Below are 15,300 nucleotides of genomic sequence, written 5' to 3'. Positions count from 1 at the left end.
CCGCGGACGGCTGGTGCATCATGGTCCGCGCGTGTCGGAACGTGAATGTGCTGACCGATCGTGAATTGTGCCGGGTATGACCGGGCCGGGATCGACTGTGCCGCGGCAGTTCGCGTTCACCACCCGCGCGTACTTGGCGGTCGACGATGCGACCGGGGACCCGATCGGCCTCGACGATGTCGATATCCGGGTGGGGTGGCTCCTCGATCTGGTCGCCGCGGCCGGTGGCGAGTTGGTGTCACGACTGTGGCAGCCGGCGACGTTCGACGTGCTCGCCGCCGGTCGTGACCGCCAGGACCGCAGGCTGCCCGCACAAGGCCATGTCGCCGCGGCCCGCCTCGGCTGGAACCCCATCTATCCGGACGGGGTCTACGTGCCGTCGCGGGTCACGCGGGTGGTGACCGCGCAGGTGACGGCAACCCTGCGGACCCTGGCCTACCGGGATACCGCGATCGCGGCACTGTCGGCCCGATTCGACCCGGCCACCGGTCGTCTGACCGCACCCACCGAGCCGGGCGACTACGTGCCCTCGGGTTACGCGCGAGGCGTGCGGCGACAGCTCCTCGCACACGCCCGCCGCACCGACGGGGCACCGGCCGGCCGGTTGCGGATCACCGACCTGCAGGCGCCACCGCAGACGAGCGCGATGGCCCAACTCTCCGCCGCCGACCGGCAGCTCGCACGGATCACCGCGACAGACCGTGAGCTGGTGTTGACGGTGAAGCTGCCCACCAGCCCCGCCCCGGTGGGGCGGGCGCAGTGGCGGTGGGTCCGGCTCACCGCAACTATCCCCGCGCACCTACATGACAGAACTGTCATCGACTGGCATCTGCCGACCCTGGTCCTCGACCACCGGGGTCTGTTGTGGCGGTGCGCGGCGACCGAACTCGTCCCGGCAGCCGATCTAGTGGCCGGCACGGTCGCGGTGGGGGTCGATTGGTCCCCGTCCACGCTCGGTGCCGCCGCCATTGTGGCAGAGGGCTCCGGCGGGTTGTCCTCGGATTACCGGGGCTGGACCTACGACGACCGCGGCCTCGGAATCAAACTGGCGCGCCTACAGACCGAAGACCAACTGCTGCATCGCAAGGCGGCGCGGTTGACGCAATTGGCCGCCACCGCCCCACCGGAGGTCCGCGCCGAGCTGGAGGCGAAGATCGCCGTCCTCGACGCCCACCGTGCCGCGGTGGGCGCCAAGAGAGGAAAGATCAACCGGGAACTGGCCTTCCACTTCGCCCGCCAGGTCACCGACTACGCCACCGCCGCCCACGCGCAGCTGATCGCGGTGGAGGATCTCACCACCCTCGAGACCCGCGGACACGGACGGGTCAACAACAACCGGGCCGCGCAGTCCGCCCGCCGCCAAGCGGCCGCCGCCCTCGCCCACACCGCCGCAGCCGTCGGGATCGCGGTGGTCTCGGTGCCCGCCCGGGGATCGTCCGCATTATGTCCGGGCTGCGACGAACCGCTTGCCCGCCCCGGCGGCTACCACACCGCGTGGTGTTCACGCTGCCGGTCGGCGGCAACCGCGACCACGTCGCCGGGGTGAACCTGGCCAAACGCGTGCTTCTCGGCAAGAACAACGTCACCCGCCGGCGGGGGCAGATGCCCGCGGTCCGGGTCGTCGAGCACGCGCCGGTCCGGCCATCACGCGACAAAACCGGTCCCACCCCGAGCAGACCGCGGCACCGCCGGGTCCGCCGCAGCCTGCCCACCGTGACACCGCGGTTGGGGGTGACTCCGAAACAGCATGTTCCTGCACCACAAGCGTCGGTGTGGGACATGGTCCAACTCACACCACCGCACGGTGATGCGGGTAGCCGTGACACACGTACATCTCAGACGCCCGCCACACGAGTGGCGGATGGTATGAGGTCTACGTAGACGCTCCGGGAGCTTACGTCTCCGCGGGACGATGTCGGCCCCCTCCGATCACCGCACTCGCAACGCCCGGACACGCCGCTCCCCGACCGCCCGCGGCCGGGCACACCGGGCGTCGCGTACGACGCGCGCTCCCACGCTTGCCGGCCGGTAACTGCAGGACCCGACTCCCCCTCCCCGGTACCTTGAGCCCATGTCCGACGACCCCCTGGACGACCTCGTCTGGTCGGCGCCCGTAGCGCGCACGAGGCGGGTGACGCCGAACATGCAGAGGATCACCCTCGCGGGCGGAGATCTCGGTCGATTCGAGTCCAGCGGGAGGCCGGACGAGCGCCTGCTCCTCGCCTTCCCACCGGACGGCGCTCAGAAGCGCAGCTACACCGTGCGCCGCTGGGACCCGGACGCCCTGGAGATGGACATCGATTTCGCTGTCCATGCAGGCGGTATCGCGGCGCACTGGGCCGCGGGCGCGCGCCCGGGCGAGACGCTCGGGTTCTCGACCGCCTCGGGGTGGTACGCGCCGCCCGCCGACGCCGAGTGGCAGCTCCTCGTCGCCGACATGACGGCACTGCCCGCGGTCGGCCGGATCATCGAGGAACTACCGGATTCGGCGCGGGTGCACGTGATCGCGGAGGTCACGACCCCCGAGGACCGGCAGCAGTTCGCCACCGATGCCGCGTTGACCGTGACCTGGCTGACCGGGAGCGGCAACGGCGCCGGGGACAGCCTGCTCGCCGAGGCGGCCCGCGACTGGTCGCGACCGGGTGTACCGGGATACGTGTGGTTCGCGGGCGAGGCGACGGTGTCGCGGGTGGTGCGGCGCTGGTTGCGCCACGACCTGGGCTGGCATGCGGACCGGTACGACGTCATCGGTTATTGGCGCGACAACAAGGAGGAGTGGGTCGCGCGGTACGAGACGGTGCGCGAACAGATAGAAGCCGCCAGGGACTCTGCCCTGGCGGCCGGTGAAGACTTCGACGCGGTGCGCGACGCCGTCGACGCAGCCCTGGATCGGACCGGGCTGTAGCGGCGGCGCCGCGCGCGAGCGGATCGTCAGGCGTCGACGAGCTGCTTCGTGGCGTCGACGAGGCTGGCGACGACGTCGGCAACCTGCTGCGCGACCTCGGCGTTCTCGCGTGGGTGCCGGTCACCGAACTTGTCGATGGTGCCGCCGATGGCGAGGGTGACATCCTCGAGGACCTTGCCGCCTGCGATGCGGACGGCCTTGCGGGTGTCCTCGTGCGCCCACTGTGCGCCGTTGCCGCTGGGCGAGGCGCTGATGACGGCGACGGGCTTGTCCTGGACGGCGCCGGTGCCGTACGGCCGGGAGATCCAGTCGATGGCGTTCTTGAGGACGGCGGGGATGGTGCCGTTGTACTCGGGGGTGAGGAGCAGGAGCGCGTCGGCGCGGCCGGCGGCCTCACGCAGCGCCTCGACAGCGGGGATGGAACCGGCGACGTCGATGTCCTCGTTGTAGAAGGGGACGTCTCCGAGGCCGTCGAACACGGTCACCTCGGCACCCTCGGGCGCCACGGCGATCGCGGTCTCGGCGAGCTGACGGTTGACCGAGGCGGCGCGCAGGCTGCCGACGAGAACGAGAACGTTGGTCTGTGACATGTCAATAATCCTTCGATGGTGCGTAGGGCGAGTCGTGAACATGTATAGCAACTAAACGGACCGCGGTCCACTTATGTTCCCGTCACGGTAGGATGCGAGGCGTGACCAGTCCCCTCCTGCCCCAGATCGGGGTCGATCCCCCGGAACGCGGAGACGCCGCACGTAATCGGCGTCTTCTGCTCGATGCGGCTGCGCTGCTGGTCGCGGAGCGCGGCGTCGACGCCGTCACGATGGACGCGGTCGCATGCAAGGCCGGTGTGGGCAAGGGCACAGTGTTCCGCCGGTTCGGCAGCCGGTCGGGCCTCATGCACGCACTCCTCGACCACACCGAACGGGAACTCCAGCAGTCCTTCATGTTCGGTCCACCTCCTCTCGGGCCGGGCGCCGACCCGATCGACCGGCTGATCGCCTTCGGGCACGCCCGCATCGCGATCGTCGAAGTGCAGGGCGAGGTCCAGCGTGCGGCCGAGAATTCCCTCGAGTTCCGTTTCGCCGCACCCGCCCGGGCGGTGTCCGTGCGTCACGTCGTGTCCCTGCTCCGCGCGGCCGGGGTGCAGGGCGACCACGAACTGCTCGCCTGTTCACTGCTCGCACCCCTCGAGGCCACGCTGGTACTGCACGAATTGCGCGACCTCGGGATGTCCGTCGAACGGCTCGACAACGCCTGGGAGGACCTGATCCGGCGCGTCACCCGATGTTGATCCCGAATCGGGACAATGTGTCTAACCTCGGGGAATGCGCACCACCGCCACCGTTCTCGGCCTCCTGACGTTCGCCTCGCTCACCGCGTGCGGCGGGGACGCGCAGATCGCGCCCCCGGATCCGGCGGGCCGCACCTTCGTCTCCACCTCCGTCGAGGGCGATCCCATTCCCGGCGGTGGGCCGCTCGTGCTCGGCTTCACCGACACCGGACGCCTCTCCGTCGAGGCAGGATGCAATCAGGGCAGCGCCGACGTCGACCTGTCCGGCGGGAACGTCGTGGCAGGACCGCTCGCGATGACGCTGATGGCGTGTCCGGGAGAGGCCGCCGGCGCGGACGCCTGGGTGGCGGCACTGCTGGACGCGCAGCCGAACTGGACCCTCGGCGGCGACACGCTCACCCTCACCACGCCCACCGGTTCGGTGACGCTGACGGACGAGAAGGTCGTCCGGCCGGATCGGCCCGTCGTCGGGACCACCTGGACGGTGACCGCGCTGATCAGTCCGGACGCGGTCACGACGACAGCGGCACTGGAGAGGACGGCACCCCAGTTGCTGATCGCCGGCGACGGTTCGGCGTCCGGCTTCACCGGCTGCAACCGCATGACCGGGACAGCGGACGTGCAGCGGAGTTCGATCTCGTTCGGGCCCTGGGCCACCACCCGGATGGCGTGTCCCCCGGACGTGTCCGAGGTCGAGCGTGCCGTACTCGCGGCGTTGACCGGGGAGACGGGCTACAGCGTCCATTCGGACTCGCTGCGACTGGTCGACACCGACGGGATCGGGCTGGAACTGCGGGCGAGCTAGAGAGCCGTCAGCCAGCGCCCGAGTTCCCGCGCGCTCGCGTCGATCCGGGCGGGCCAGTCCAGTGCAGAGTCGTCGGCCGTGTCACTGACGTGCTTGACCAGCCGGCACCGGGCGCCGCCGCGAGCGCTGGCATAGGCGACGGCGAAACCCTCCATGTCCACGAGGTCGGCTCTGCGGGCGAGCACATCGCGCACGCCGGCGTCGGACACGAACAGATCACCGGTCGCGAGCACCGAACCGTCGCCGTCCGGCAGGGCGAGGAGATCGGCCACCTCGTGCCCGAGCGCCCGAATGGCGTCGCCGCTGATGTCGTGGTTGAGGACGGTCGACGGCGTGAACAGGCCGCTGTGATGCTCGTGCAACGCACCGGCGGTACCGATGTTGACGACGAGCGGTTTGTCCGTTCGCGAGTAGTCGGCGAGCGCGGACGCCACGGCCACGGCGGCGCTCACCTTGCCGATCCCGGTGATCAGGACCTCGAACTCGGACGGGACGTGCACCGCCTCCGCCTTGGTCGCGCTGACCACCAGAACGTCCGATCTACTCATGCGCGGAACCGTACCCTGCGCTCGTCAGGGGCACTCGCTAGAGTTCTGTCATGGCGAATCTACGTGCGCAGATCCTCGAGGAACTCGGTGCCCAGCCCACCATCGACGCGGCTGACGAGATCCGCAAACGTGTTCAGTTCCTGAAGGACTACCTGCTGTCGACCCCGGCCACGGGATTCGTCCTGGGCATCAGCGGCGGCCAGGACAGCACCCTCACCGGACGCCTCGCCCAGCTCGCGGCGAGCGAGCTGCGCGACGAGGGCCACGACGCCGAGTTCGTCGCCGTGCGGCTGCCCTACGGCACCCAGGCCGACGAGTCCGACGCGCAGATCTCCCTCGACTTCATCAAGCCCGACCGGTCGGTGGTCGTCAACGTGAAGCCCGGCGCGGACGCCACCGCGAAGGAGTCGTCCGAGGCGCTGCGCGACATCATCGGCGACGGCGGCGAACTCCGCGACTTCGTCCGCGGAAACATCAAGGCCCGCGAACGCATGGTGATCCAGTACTCGATCGCAGGCCAGCTCGGATACCTCGTGGTCGGCACCGACCATGCCGCCGAGGCGATCACCGGCTTCTTCACCAAGTTCGGCGACGGCGGCGTGGACGTCACCCCGCTGACCGGGTTGTCGAAGCGTCAGGGCGCCGCACTCCTGCGCGAACTCGGCGCACCCGAGAGCACGTGGAAGAAGGTCCCCACCGCCGACCTCGAGGACGATCGCCCCGCCCTCCCCGACGAGGAAGCACTGGGAGTCACATACGCGCAGATCGACGACTATCTCGAAGGCAAGGACGTGCCGGACGCCGTCGCCCGGAAGCTCGAGACAATGTTCCGCAGCACCCGCCACAAGCGCACGGTCCCGGTGACCCCGCTCGACACGTGGTGGCGGTGACCGATGGTCCAGGCGCTGGTCGCGGGCGGTACCGGCACTGCAGGCCGGCAGGTGGTCAAGGAGTTCCTCGCGCGCGGTCACTCCGTCCGGGTCCTGACCCGGCACGGCGGTGCGCCGGGCAGCGAGATCGCCCATTTCCACGGTGATCTCGTCACCGGTGAGAGTCTCGCGGAGGCACTCGACGGTGTCGACGTCGTGGTGGACACCACCGACGGCAAGACCCGCGGCACCCGGGCCGTACTCGAGAAGGGCGCCGAGAATCTCCTCGCAACCGCGGACGGCGCGGGAGTCGGACGCGCCGTGCTGCTCTCCATCGTCAACGTCGACCGGAGCGAATTCCCCTATTACCAGGCGAAGCGGAAGCAGGAACGGGTCTACGAGAGCGCCGCGATGGAGACGTCGATTGTGCGAGCGACCCAGTTCCACGACTTCATACCTATGATCGCGAAGCCGGCGAGCCGAACCGGGTTGATCCCCGCCTTCTCCAAGACGAGCTTCCAGACCATCGACACCAGGGATGTCGCGACCGCGCTGGTCGACGCCGCCCTGGCCGCCGAACCGGCGCCGGAGGGGCCGATCACGATCGGTGGCCCGGAGGTTCGCACCGCCCGCGACCTGACGGCGGCGTGGAAGAAGGCCACCGGGACGCACGGGTTCGTCGTGAACGTGCCACTTCCCGGCGCGATGGGTCAGTTCTTTCGGGACGGATCGAACCTGGTGCCCGACAATCGGTTCGGAACGATTACCTTCGACCGGTGGCTGGCCGACTCCGTGAACGCGGCCCGCTAGCCACCGGCGAACGGCGGCAGCACGTCCACCTGGGTACCGGCAGTCCGGGTCAGATCGCGCGTCAACTCGGAGTCCACCAGGAAGGCGGAGACCGACAGCACCTGCTGCATGGCGGGACCGTACTTGGCGAGGAGAAGTTCTTTCACCTGGCCGAGGTCGGCGCCGGCCGGGAGGTCCAACGTTTCCTTGGTGCAGCCCGCCGCGTCGGCGGCGGCCGCGAAGTATCGAACCGAAATGCCCGTCACGTCAACCACCGATTGCTCCCATGCTGCGCTGCGGCGGCGCGAAACCGTCCGCGTTGATTCCGTGGCCTGCCCACTTGTTCCACATCGCGCCGCGCCACAACTGCGCCAGCTCCTCGTCGCCCGCACCCGACCGCAGTGCCGCTCGCAGGTCGATCTCCTGATCGCTGAACAGGCACGACCGTACCGTTCCCTCGGCGGTGAGACGGGTACGGTCGCAGTCCGAGCAGAACGAGCGCGTGACGGACGCGATGATCCCGACCGTGGCCGGTCCGCCGTCGACGAGCCACTCCTCGGCGGGCGCCGACGGATCTTCCCTCCCGTGTTCGGTGAGGGTGAACCGCTCGCCGAGGACGGCCAGTAACTGGTCGGCGGCGACCATGTTCTCGCGTGCCCACTCGTGATCGGCGTCGAGCGGCATCTCCTCGATGAACCGCAGCGCCACGCCCTCGTCGAGGCACCACGCCAGGAGATCGGCCGCTCCACTGAGCGTTTCGGGCATCAGCACCGCGTTGATCTTCAGCGGCGCCAGTCCGGCTCGTTCGGCGGCGCGGATACCGGCGATCACCGACGGCAGACGGTCGCGCCGCGTCAGTCTCGCGAAGTGCTCACGATCGACCGAATCGAGAGAGACATTGACCCGCGTCAGTCCGGCGCGGGCGAGCCCGGCCGCGCGGTGCTCGAGACCGACCGCGTTGGTGGTCATCGCGAGCGGAATCCCCGGCGCGCGCTCGGCGCACCCGGCGATCATCTGCTCGAGATCCACGCGCATCAGCGGCTCGCCCCCGGTGAACCGCACCTCGCGCACACCGAGCCGGTGGACGGCGATGTCGACGAGCCGGACGATCTCGTTCGCGGTGAGGAGGTTCTCCGCCGGAATGGCGGGCAGGCCTTCCTCGGGCATGCAGTACGTGCAGCGCAGCGAACACTTCTCGGTGATGGACACCCTCAGGTCACGCGCGACCCGGCCGAACCGGTCGACCAGCTGCTCGACGTCCGGCCGCCCGTCGAGCGAGACCGACGACCGGACGGTCGGGATACCCATCGCCACCGCTGTCATCGAGTTGCCTTTCCCTGCATCTGTCCAGTATGCCGCGAGGGGGTGACCGCTGTCCGGCCCGGTGCACTCGTCGCTCCACTGGAGGGATGCCTAGGATTGGTGACCATGGCCGGAGGAACATCGTGACCGCACGCTCTGTGGAGCAGCACGCCCAGCACGTCGCCGAACTCCTCGCGACGCTCCATGAGCGCCCGGCCGAGGAGATTCCGCTCGGCGAGGCACTCGGGCGCACCCTCGCCGCCGACGTCCACTCCCCCGTCGACCTGCCGTTGTTCCGCAATTCGCAGATGGACGGCTATGCGGTCGACGCCGCATCCGTCACGTCGGTCCCGGCCGTGCTGCCGGTGCTGGGCGTGATCGCCGCGGGACCGGCCGGCGCCACCACCCACACACCCGGGACCGCATACCGGATCATGACCGGTGCACCGATCCCCGACGGCGCCGACGCCGTCGTCCCGGTGGAGGACACGGAGGCCACGGACGGACAGGTCCGCATCGAACGCTCGCGCATCGCGGGCGAATTCGTGCGCGAGCGCGGCAGCGACGTCCGGGAGGGCACGCTCCTGCTGCCCGTCGGCAGTGTTCTCGCCGCCCGGCACATCGCCGTCCTCGCCGCCGTCGGCCTGCAGCGCGTCCCGGTGCGTCCGCGTCCCCGCGTCGCCGTGATCACCACGGGCGCCGAACTGGTGGACGCCGGGACCACGCTGCATCCCGGAGAGATCTACGACTCCAACGGAATCGCTCTCGCGTCGAGCGCCAGGGCCAACGGCGCCGAGGTCGTCTCGATCACCCGCAGCGGCGACGACCCGGCCGAGTTCCGCACCCTGCTCGCGGAGGCGACCACCACCGCCGATCTCGTCCTCACCTCCGGCGGGGTGTCCATGGGCGACTTCGAGGTGGTCAAGGAAACGCTCTCCCCGCTCGGCGCGCAGTTCGGTCACGTCGCGATGCAACCGGGTGGGCCGCAGGGCACCGCCGTCGTGGACGGCACGCCCGTCCTCAACTTTCCCGGGAACCCGGTCAGCACCCTCGTCTCGTTCGAGGTGTTCGCGCGTCCCGAGATCCGGCGCGCAGCCGGGCTCCCCCCGACGGAACCCGAGGAACTGCCGCTCGCCGCGGCCGTTACGTCCATTCCCGGCAAGCGGCAGTTCCTCCGCGCACGCCGCACCGACGCCGGAGTCGAACTCGTGTCCGGCCCCGGTTCCCATCTCGTCGCCGCGATGGCATGGGCGGACGTCCTCCTGGACGTTCCCGCCGACGTCACCGCGCTCGACGCCGGCCAACTCGTGAAGGTGATCCCCCTATGAGCGACCTGACGCACCTCGACAGTGAGGGCCGCGCCCGCATGGTCGACGTGAGCGCGAAAGCGGACACGACCCGAATCGCGGTGGCCGCCGGGCAATTGGTCACCACGCCCGCGGTGATCGAACTGGTGCGGGCCGACGATCTGCCCAAGGCCGATGTTCTCGCGACGGCCAGGATCGCCGGGATCTCGGGGGCGAAGAAAACGTCCGAGCTTATTCCGCTGTGCCATCAGCTCGCGCTGTCGTCGGTGAAGCTGGAGTTCGGGTTCACCGACGTTGCCATCACGATCGAGGCCACCGCGAAGACGAAGGGCCCGACCGGCGTCGAGATGGAGGCCCTCACCGCCGTGGCGGTGGCCGGATTGACGTTGCACGACATGGTGAAAGCCGTCGACCCCGCCGCGACACTGGACGGTGTCCGGTTGCTCACCAAGGACGGCGGCAAACGCGGACACTGGACGCGTGAGCAGCAGAATTCCGGAACTCCCACGGTGACACCGCGATCCGCGGCCGTCCTGGTCGCCTCGACCGGCGGCGCGAGGGGCACACGGGAAGACACCACCGGCCCGGTGATCGCCGCGTGGCTCGAGGACCGTGGTTTCGCCACCCGGGGTCCGCTGGTCTATGCGGACGCCGACATCGCGGCCGGCCTCGCCGACGCACTGTCCGGCAATCCGGCGCTGATCATCAGTACCGGCGGCACCGGCGTCTCCCCCACGGATGCCACCCCGGAGGCCACCCGCGCAGTGCTCGACCGAGAACTCCCCGGTGTGGCCGACGCCATCCGGAACCGCGGGACGGAGGTGACGCCGCACGCCTCGCTGAGCCGCGGACTCGCCGGTGTGGCGAACGGCACAGTCGTGGTGAATCTCCCCGGCTCGCCGGGCGGTGTCAAGGACGGATTGTCCGTCCTCGATCCCATCGTCGACCACCTTCTCGCTCAGGTCGCCGGCGGAGGTGCGCACGATGAGTGACATCCTCGCCCAGATCTCGGATCAACCCCTCGATCCCGCCGTCGTCGACGCCGCCGTGGCCGGGCCCGAGCACGGCGCCGTCGTGGTCTTCACCGGCGTAGTCCGCAATCACGATGGCGGACAATCCGTTTCGGCCCTCGAGTACCAGTCGCACCCGGAAGCAGAGCGCTTCCTCCGTACCGTCTGCGAGGAGGTCGCGGCGTCCACCGGATTGCCCGTGGCGGCCATCCACCGGGTCGGATCCCTCACCGTCGGCGACCTCGCGGTGGTCGCCGCGGTCGCCGCTCCCCACCGTGCCGAGGCGTTCGCCGCGTGCGCCGAACTGGTGGAGCGGATCAAGCACGAGGTACCCATCTGGAAGCGGCAGAAGTTCGCCGACGGGGCGTCGGAATGGGTCGGTTTGTGACTCCTCGGTCGGACCGTTCGGCTGCCACCGGGTAGAGTGGCGATCACTAGGTGACCACGACGGTCATCCAGCGTCGTAGAACGCATTCAGTTCGGTCACCCGAATCCTGTTGGATGTGCACCACCGCATCCGCTCTTCTTACGGCGAAGAAGCTTGCCGACCGGCAACGCCGCCAACCTGTGCTCGAGCTCCGACGGAGACCTTCCGTATCGGCCCTCCGGGCACAACCCTGTGCCCGAAAGGCCTGACCACTTGTCTGATACACATACTCCCGACACGACGTTCGCCGCTCTCGGTGTTCGCGAACCGCTGGTGAAAGCACTCGCCGACAAGGGGATCACCTCCCCGTTCCCCATCCAGGTCGACACCCTCCCCGACACGCTGTCGGGCCGCGACGTGCTCGGCCGGGGCAAGACGGGCAGCGGTAAGACGCTCGCCTTCGCCATCCCGATGGTGTCCCGCCTCGCGGGTGAGCTGTCGGGCGGAAAGCGCCGCCCGGGTCGCCCGGTGGGCCTGATCCTGGCCCCCACCCGCGAGCTCGCCACGCAGATCACCGCCGCCCTCGAGCCCCTCGCCGCCGCCTACGACCTGCGGGTCACCACGATCTTCGGTGGTGTCTCCCAGAACCGTCAGGTGAGCGCGCTCAAGGCCGGCGTCGACATCGTCGTCGCGTGCCCCGGACGGCTCGAAGACCTGATGAAGCAGAAGTTCGTGAGCCTCGACGCCGTCGAGATCACCGTGCTCGACGAGGCCGATCACATGGCCGACCTCGGCTTCCTGCCCGTCGTCACCCGCATCCTCTCCGCGACCCCCCAGCAGGGGCAGCGGCTGCTGTTCTCCGCCACCCTGGACAATGGCGTCGACAAACTGGTGAAGCGGTTCCTGAAGAACGAGGTCCTGCACTCGGTCGACGAGGCGAACTCGCCCGTCGCGGCCATGACGCACCACGTGTTCGACGTGGACGGTGTCGAAGCCAAGCGCAAGCTCGTCGAGCGGCTGGCGTCCGGAACCGGCCGCCGGATCCTGTTCATGCGCACCAAGCACCAGGCCCGCAAGCTGGCCCGTCAGCTCACCGAGGCGGGAATCCCCTCGGTCGACCTGCACGGCAACCTGTCGCAGGCGGCCCGTGACCGTAACCTCGCGTCGTTCTCGGCCGGTGAGGCACGCGTGCTGGTGGCAACCGACGTCGCAGCGCGCGGCGTCCACGTCGACGACGTGCAGTTGGTCGTCCACGTCGATCCGCCCGCCGAGCACAAGGCGTACCTGCACCGTTCCGGTCGCACCGCACGCGCGGGCAGCGCCGGCGACGTCGTGACGGTCGTGCTGCCCGAGCAGCGCAAGGACCTCGCCGTCCTCATGCGCAAGGCCGCGATCAAGGTGACCCCCGTTCGCAGCACCGCGGATTCCGCACACGTGCTCGACCTGGTCGGCGACATCGCACCGCATGTCGCTCCCGCCCCCAAGGCGGCGGCACCGGCGTCGAACGGCGGCGGACGCAATCAGCGACCGGGCGGCGCCCAGGGTGGACGCGGCGGTCAGGGCGGTCGCGCACACGGTCAGGGCGGCGGGGCACGTCGCTCCCGCACGGGGGGAGCCGGACGCCCGCGTGCCGCATCGTCCACGGGCGGCGGAACTCACACGGCGTCCGCCGGTGGCTCACGCCGCCGTCAGGGCTAGAACTTCTCGAGGTGGACGGCGTCGGCCAGTGGCCGGCGCCCCCGCCACCCGAAGCGCTCGAGATCCGGCACCTGCTGGAACTCGGCGACCTTCCCCACGCACAGCCAGGCGATGGGGCGCACCGGCTCGGGGATGCCCAGCAGTTCGGTGAGATAGGGCTCGTCGTAGAACGACACCCAGCCGACGCCGACGTTCTCGGCGGCCGCGGCGAGCCACAGATTCTGGATCGCGAGCACCGCGGAGAACAGACCGGTGTCGTCGACCGTATGCCTCCCGAGGATGTGTTCGCCGCCGCGGCTCCGGTCGTAGGTGACGACGACGCCCATGCCGCTCTCGCAGATCCCTTCGATCTTGATGGGATCGAACGTCTTCTTACGGTCTTCGGGCAACGAGTCCGCGAAACGCCTGCGGGCGCCGGCCACGTGGTCGGCGAACGTGGCCAGCGTCCCGGTGTCGCGTACGACGACGAAGTCCCATGGCTGCGTGTTGCCGACGCTGGGGGCGCAGTGCGCCGCGCCCAGGATGCGGTCGAGCACGTCGGCCGCGATCGGCTCCCCGGTGAACTCGGCCCGCACGTCGCGGCGACGACGGATCGCGTCGTACACGGACAGCGCGGGCTCGGGATTCGTTTCAGGACTACACGCAGACTCGGTCACGCGGTCACGGTATAGCGGTGCACGCCCAGCATCGCGCCGGGGTCCGCCTCTTCCCCGTCCGCCACGACGCAGTCCGCGAGCCGGGTCCGCACATGCTCGGCCTCGATGTCGGCGCCGATGAGCACCAGCTGGGTCGCCCGCTCCTCGCCGGGTTCCCAGCGCGTCGACGTGAATCTGATGTGCGGACCGACCGTCTGCACTTCGAACTTCCGCGACTGTCCGGGCACCGCGAAGTGCACGAATCCCTTGATCCGGTAGATCCCGACCGGCCGCTTTTCGAGAAACTCGACGAGGCGCCGCGGATCGATCGGCGCGTCGGAGGCGAAATCGACTGCCTCGTAGGACGAGTGCAGGTGATCGTGGTCTTCGCAGTGGTCGTGCTGGTCCAGCAGGAGCCGGTCGAGGGTGAGCTGCTCCCCCGCCGCCGGTTCGCGCCCGGGTTCACGATCGAACAGCAGGGTGGGCTCGATCCTGCCGTGCGCGGTCGTCAGGACCGGCGCGCGGTCGTTGTAGTCGCGGACCATCGCCTGCACGGCGGCGCGGCGGCCGTCGTCGATGCGGTCCGTCTTGTTCAGAATCACGAGGTCGGCGAGCGTGACGTGCTTGCCGAGGTCCGGGTGCTGCGCCGACATGTCCTCGAACTGCTCGCCGTCGACCATCACGACGAGACCGCCGTACACGACGTGCGGGTTGGTGCTGCCGAGGACGAGCCGAATCATGTTGCGCGGCTCGGCAAGTCCGCTCGCCTCGACGATGATGACGTCGATCTGCGACGTGGGATGGGCGAGTCGGTCCAGCATCTCGTCCATGTCGCTGACGTCCACGGCGCAGCACATGCAGCCGTTGCTCAGCGACACCATGGAATCGACCTGACCGGCCACCATCATCGAATCGATGTTCACGGCGCCGAAGTCGTTGACGATGACGCCGACCCGGACCCCGCGGTTGTTACGCAGCACGTGGTTGAGCAGGGTGGTCTTTCCCGAACCGAGGAATCCGGCGACGATGACGACGGGAATCCGCTTCTTCGCCAACGCTGCAACCTCCATGGGACCTCGACGAGCTACCGGGCGCCCATCCTAGCGCCCCGCCCCGGCGGCGAGGATCGCCGCGTCGACGTCGGCAGCGGGCGCCATCGGCAGCGGGCGCCATCGGCAGCGCGTGATGCGTGGCTCCGGGAATGGTCGTGACCGTCGCCGACGGGAGCAACCGGCGGATGTTCGCCGCCACCTTGGCCGGATCGTGCGCCCGGCTGCCTCCTGCCAGCACCACCGCGGTGTGGGCGGTGAGCCTCGCCAGCGCGTCAGGCTTCGGGCGCGGCGGCGCGCCTGCGGTCTCCCAGCCGATCAGACTCCGCTGCCGCGCCTCCGTCGGCTTGATCAGCACCGGCACCGCACGGAGCAGGTATCTCGGGCTCATGCGCGCAAAGCAGGACGTCGGGTCGAGCAGCTCCAGGCGGTCGAAGCGGCGGAAATCGTGCAGCGCGTACGCGAGGGCGATCATGGCGCCGTACGAATGACCGACCATCGCGGACGCGTTCACCCCGAGGTGGTCGAGCACCGCGTCCAGCCACTCGAACAGGTTCTCGACCGTGCGCAACGGTGCACCGTCGTTCATTCTGCGCCCCACGTCGCCCATGACGTCCACCGCGAGCACCCGGTGACTGCGGGCGAGCGCCGCGACGTTCGCGATCCACACGGTCGACGTCGACCGCGCGGGGCCCCGCCGCCACACCCGGATGGCTCGGAAGTCA

The 15,300-nt window shown here is 69.6% G+C and carries 16 protein-coding genes and 1 pseudogene; 10 read left to right on the top strand and 7 right to left on the bottom strand.

Annotated elements, in window-relative coordinates; translation table 11 throughout:
• Window positions 1-76 precede the first annotated feature (76 nt).
• Window positions 77-1,881, top strand: a pseudogene (locus ACFWAY_RS11190) (zinc ribbon domain-containing protein).
• 190 nt (window positions 1,882-2,071) lie between these two features.
• Window positions 2,072-2,905, top strand: coding sequence for a siderophore-interacting protein (locus tag ACFWAY_RS11185; protein ID WP_378510682.1), 834 nt, complete (start codon window positions 2,072-2,074; stop codon window positions 2,903-2,905).
• Between the two features lie 26 nt (window positions 2,906-2,931).
• Here ACFWAY_RS11185 and ACFWAY_RS11180 read toward each other — a convergent pair whose 3' ends face one another.
• Window positions 2,932-3,495, bottom strand: coding sequence for an NAD(P)H-dependent oxidoreductase (locus ACFWAY_RS11180; protein ID WP_378510681.1), 564 nt, complete (start codon window positions 3,493-3,495; stop codon window positions 2,932-2,934).
• 101 nt (window positions 3,496-3,596) lie between these two features.
• On the opposite strand from ACFWAY_RS11180, the gene ACFWAY_RS11175 reads away from it, so the two are divergent.
• Together ACFWAY_RS11175 and ACFWAY_RS11170 are read left to right on the top strand one after the other, a co-directional pair.
• A complete protein-coding gene (locus ACFWAY_RS11175; protein WP_378510680.1) occupies window positions 3,597-4,196 on the top strand; it encodes a TetR/AcrR family transcriptional regulator in 600 nt (199 codons plus the stop codon).
• 34 nt (window positions 4,197-4,230) lie between these two features.
• Window positions 4,231-5,001: an META domain-containing protein gene (locus tag ACFWAY_RS11170; protein WP_378510679.1), complete on the top strand. Its 771-nt coding sequence runs from the start codon at window positions 4,231-4,233 to the stop codon at window positions 4,999-5,001.
• Here the strand turns inward: ACFWAY_RS11170 and ACFWAY_RS11165 are convergent.
• Complete coding sequence (locus tag ACFWAY_RS11165; RefSeq protein ID WP_378450149.1) at window positions 4,998-5,549, bottom strand: nucleosidase; 552 nt, start codon at window positions 5,547-5,549, stop codon at window positions 4,998-5,000. The two genes, ACFWAY_RS11170 and ACFWAY_RS11165, sit on opposite strands and share 4 nt — an antisense overlap.
• 50 nt (window positions 5,550-5,599) lie before the next feature.
• On the opposite strand from ACFWAY_RS11165, the gene nadE reads away from it, so the two are divergent.
• Complete coding sequence (gene nadE, locus ACFWAY_RS11160) at window positions 5,600-6,439, top strand: ammonia-dependent NAD(+) synthetase (protein ID WP_378450148.1); 840 nt, start codon at window positions 5,600-5,602, stop codon at window positions 6,437-6,439.
• Between the two features lie 3 nt (window positions 6,440-6,442).
• The gene (locus tag ACFWAY_RS11155; RefSeq protein ID WP_378450147.1) at window positions 6,443-7,228 is read left to right on the top strand and encodes an SDR family oxidoreductase; all 786 of its coding nucleotides are present in this window, start codon (window positions 6,443-6,445) and stop codon (window positions 7,226-7,228) included.
• On the opposite strand, the gene ACFWAY_RS11150 is transcribed toward ACFWAY_RS11155, so the two are convergent.
• Together ACFWAY_RS11150 and moaA are read right to left on the bottom strand one after the other, a co-directional pair.
• The gene (locus ACFWAY_RS11150; RefSeq protein WP_378450146.1) at window positions 7,225-7,482 is read right to left on the bottom strand and encodes a MoaD/ThiS family protein; all 258 of its coding nucleotides are present in this window, start codon (window positions 7,480-7,482) and stop codon (window positions 7,225-7,227) included. The two genes, ACFWAY_RS11155 and ACFWAY_RS11150, sit on opposite strands and share 4 nt — an antisense overlap.
• Window positions 7,475-8,530 carry a GTP 3',8-cyclase MoaA gene (gene moaA / locus ACFWAY_RS11145; protein ID WP_378510678.1) on the bottom strand — a complete coding sequence of 352 codons (1,056 nt, stop codon included), beginning with the start codon at window positions 8,528-8,530 and terminating at the stop codon, window positions 7,475-7,477. The genes ACFWAY_RS11150 and moaA overlap by 8 nt, the downstream gene beginning before the upstream one ends.
• A 122-nt stretch (window positions 8,531-8,652) precedes the next feature.
• Between moaA and glp the strand changes: the two genes are divergently transcribed.
• From glp to ACFWAY_RS11125, 4 genes are all read left to right on the top strand, one after another.
• The gene (gene glp / locus ACFWAY_RS11140) at window positions 8,653-9,837 is read left to right on the top strand and encodes a gephyrin-like molybdotransferase Glp (RefSeq protein WP_378450144.1); all 1,185 of its coding nucleotides are present in this window, start codon (window positions 8,653-8,655) and stop codon (window positions 9,835-9,837) included.
• Entirely contained in the window at window positions 9,834-10,808 is a 975-nt protein-coding gene (moaCB, locus tag ACFWAY_RS11135) for a bifunctional molybdenum cofactor biosynthesis protein MoaC/MoaB (protein ID WP_378510677.1), read from the top strand. Before glp ends, moaCB begins: the two co-directional genes overlap by 4 nt.
• Window positions 10,801-11,214: a molybdenum cofactor biosynthesis protein MoaE gene (locus tag ACFWAY_RS11130; protein WP_378510676.1), complete on the top strand. Its 414-nt coding sequence runs from the start codon at window positions 10,801-10,803 to the stop codon at window positions 11,212-11,214. The genes moaCB and ACFWAY_RS11130 overlap by 8 nt, the downstream gene beginning before the upstream one ends.
• 252 nt (window positions 11,215-11,466) lie before the next feature.
• Window positions 11,467-12,891, top strand: coding sequence for a DEAD/DEAH box helicase (locus ACFWAY_RS11125; RefSeq protein WP_378510675.1), 1,425 nt, complete (start codon window positions 11,467-11,469; stop codon window positions 12,889-12,891).
• Here ACFWAY_RS11125 and bluB read toward each other — a convergent pair.
• From bluB to ACFWAY_RS11110, 3 genes are read right to left on the bottom strand one after another with little or no spacing between them, the layout of a single operon-like run.
• Window positions 12,888-13,547 (bottom strand): 5,6-dimethylbenzimidazole synthase, encoded by a 660-nt coding sequence (gene bluB / locus ACFWAY_RS11120; RefSeq protein ID WP_378510674.1) that lies wholly within the window; start codon window positions 13,545-13,547, stop codon window positions 12,888-12,890. The two genes, ACFWAY_RS11125 and bluB, sit on opposite strands and share 4 nt — an antisense overlap.
• Window positions 13,544-14,581: a CobW family GTP-binding protein gene (locus ACFWAY_RS11115; RefSeq protein WP_378510729.1), complete on the bottom strand. Its 1,038-nt coding sequence runs from the start codon at window positions 14,579-14,581 to the stop codon at window positions 13,544-13,546. The genes bluB and ACFWAY_RS11115 overlap by 4 nt, the downstream gene beginning before the upstream one ends.
• A complete protein-coding gene (locus ACFWAY_RS11110; RefSeq protein WP_378510673.1) occupies window positions 14,496-15,245 on the bottom strand; it encodes an alpha/beta fold hydrolase in 750 nt (249 codons plus the stop codon). The genes ACFWAY_RS11115 and ACFWAY_RS11110 overlap by 86 nt, the downstream gene beginning before the upstream one ends.
• Window positions 15,246-15,300 lie beyond the last annotated feature (55 nt).

The sequence above is a fragment of the Rhodococcus sp. NPDC059968 genome (assembly GCF_042738615.1).
GTDB lineage: Bacteria > Actinomycetota > Actinomycetes > Mycobacteriales > Mycobacteriaceae > Rhodococcus_F.
Note: the sequence above shows the minus strand (reverse complement) of the source record. Positions and strands in the feature narration are given on the sequence as shown.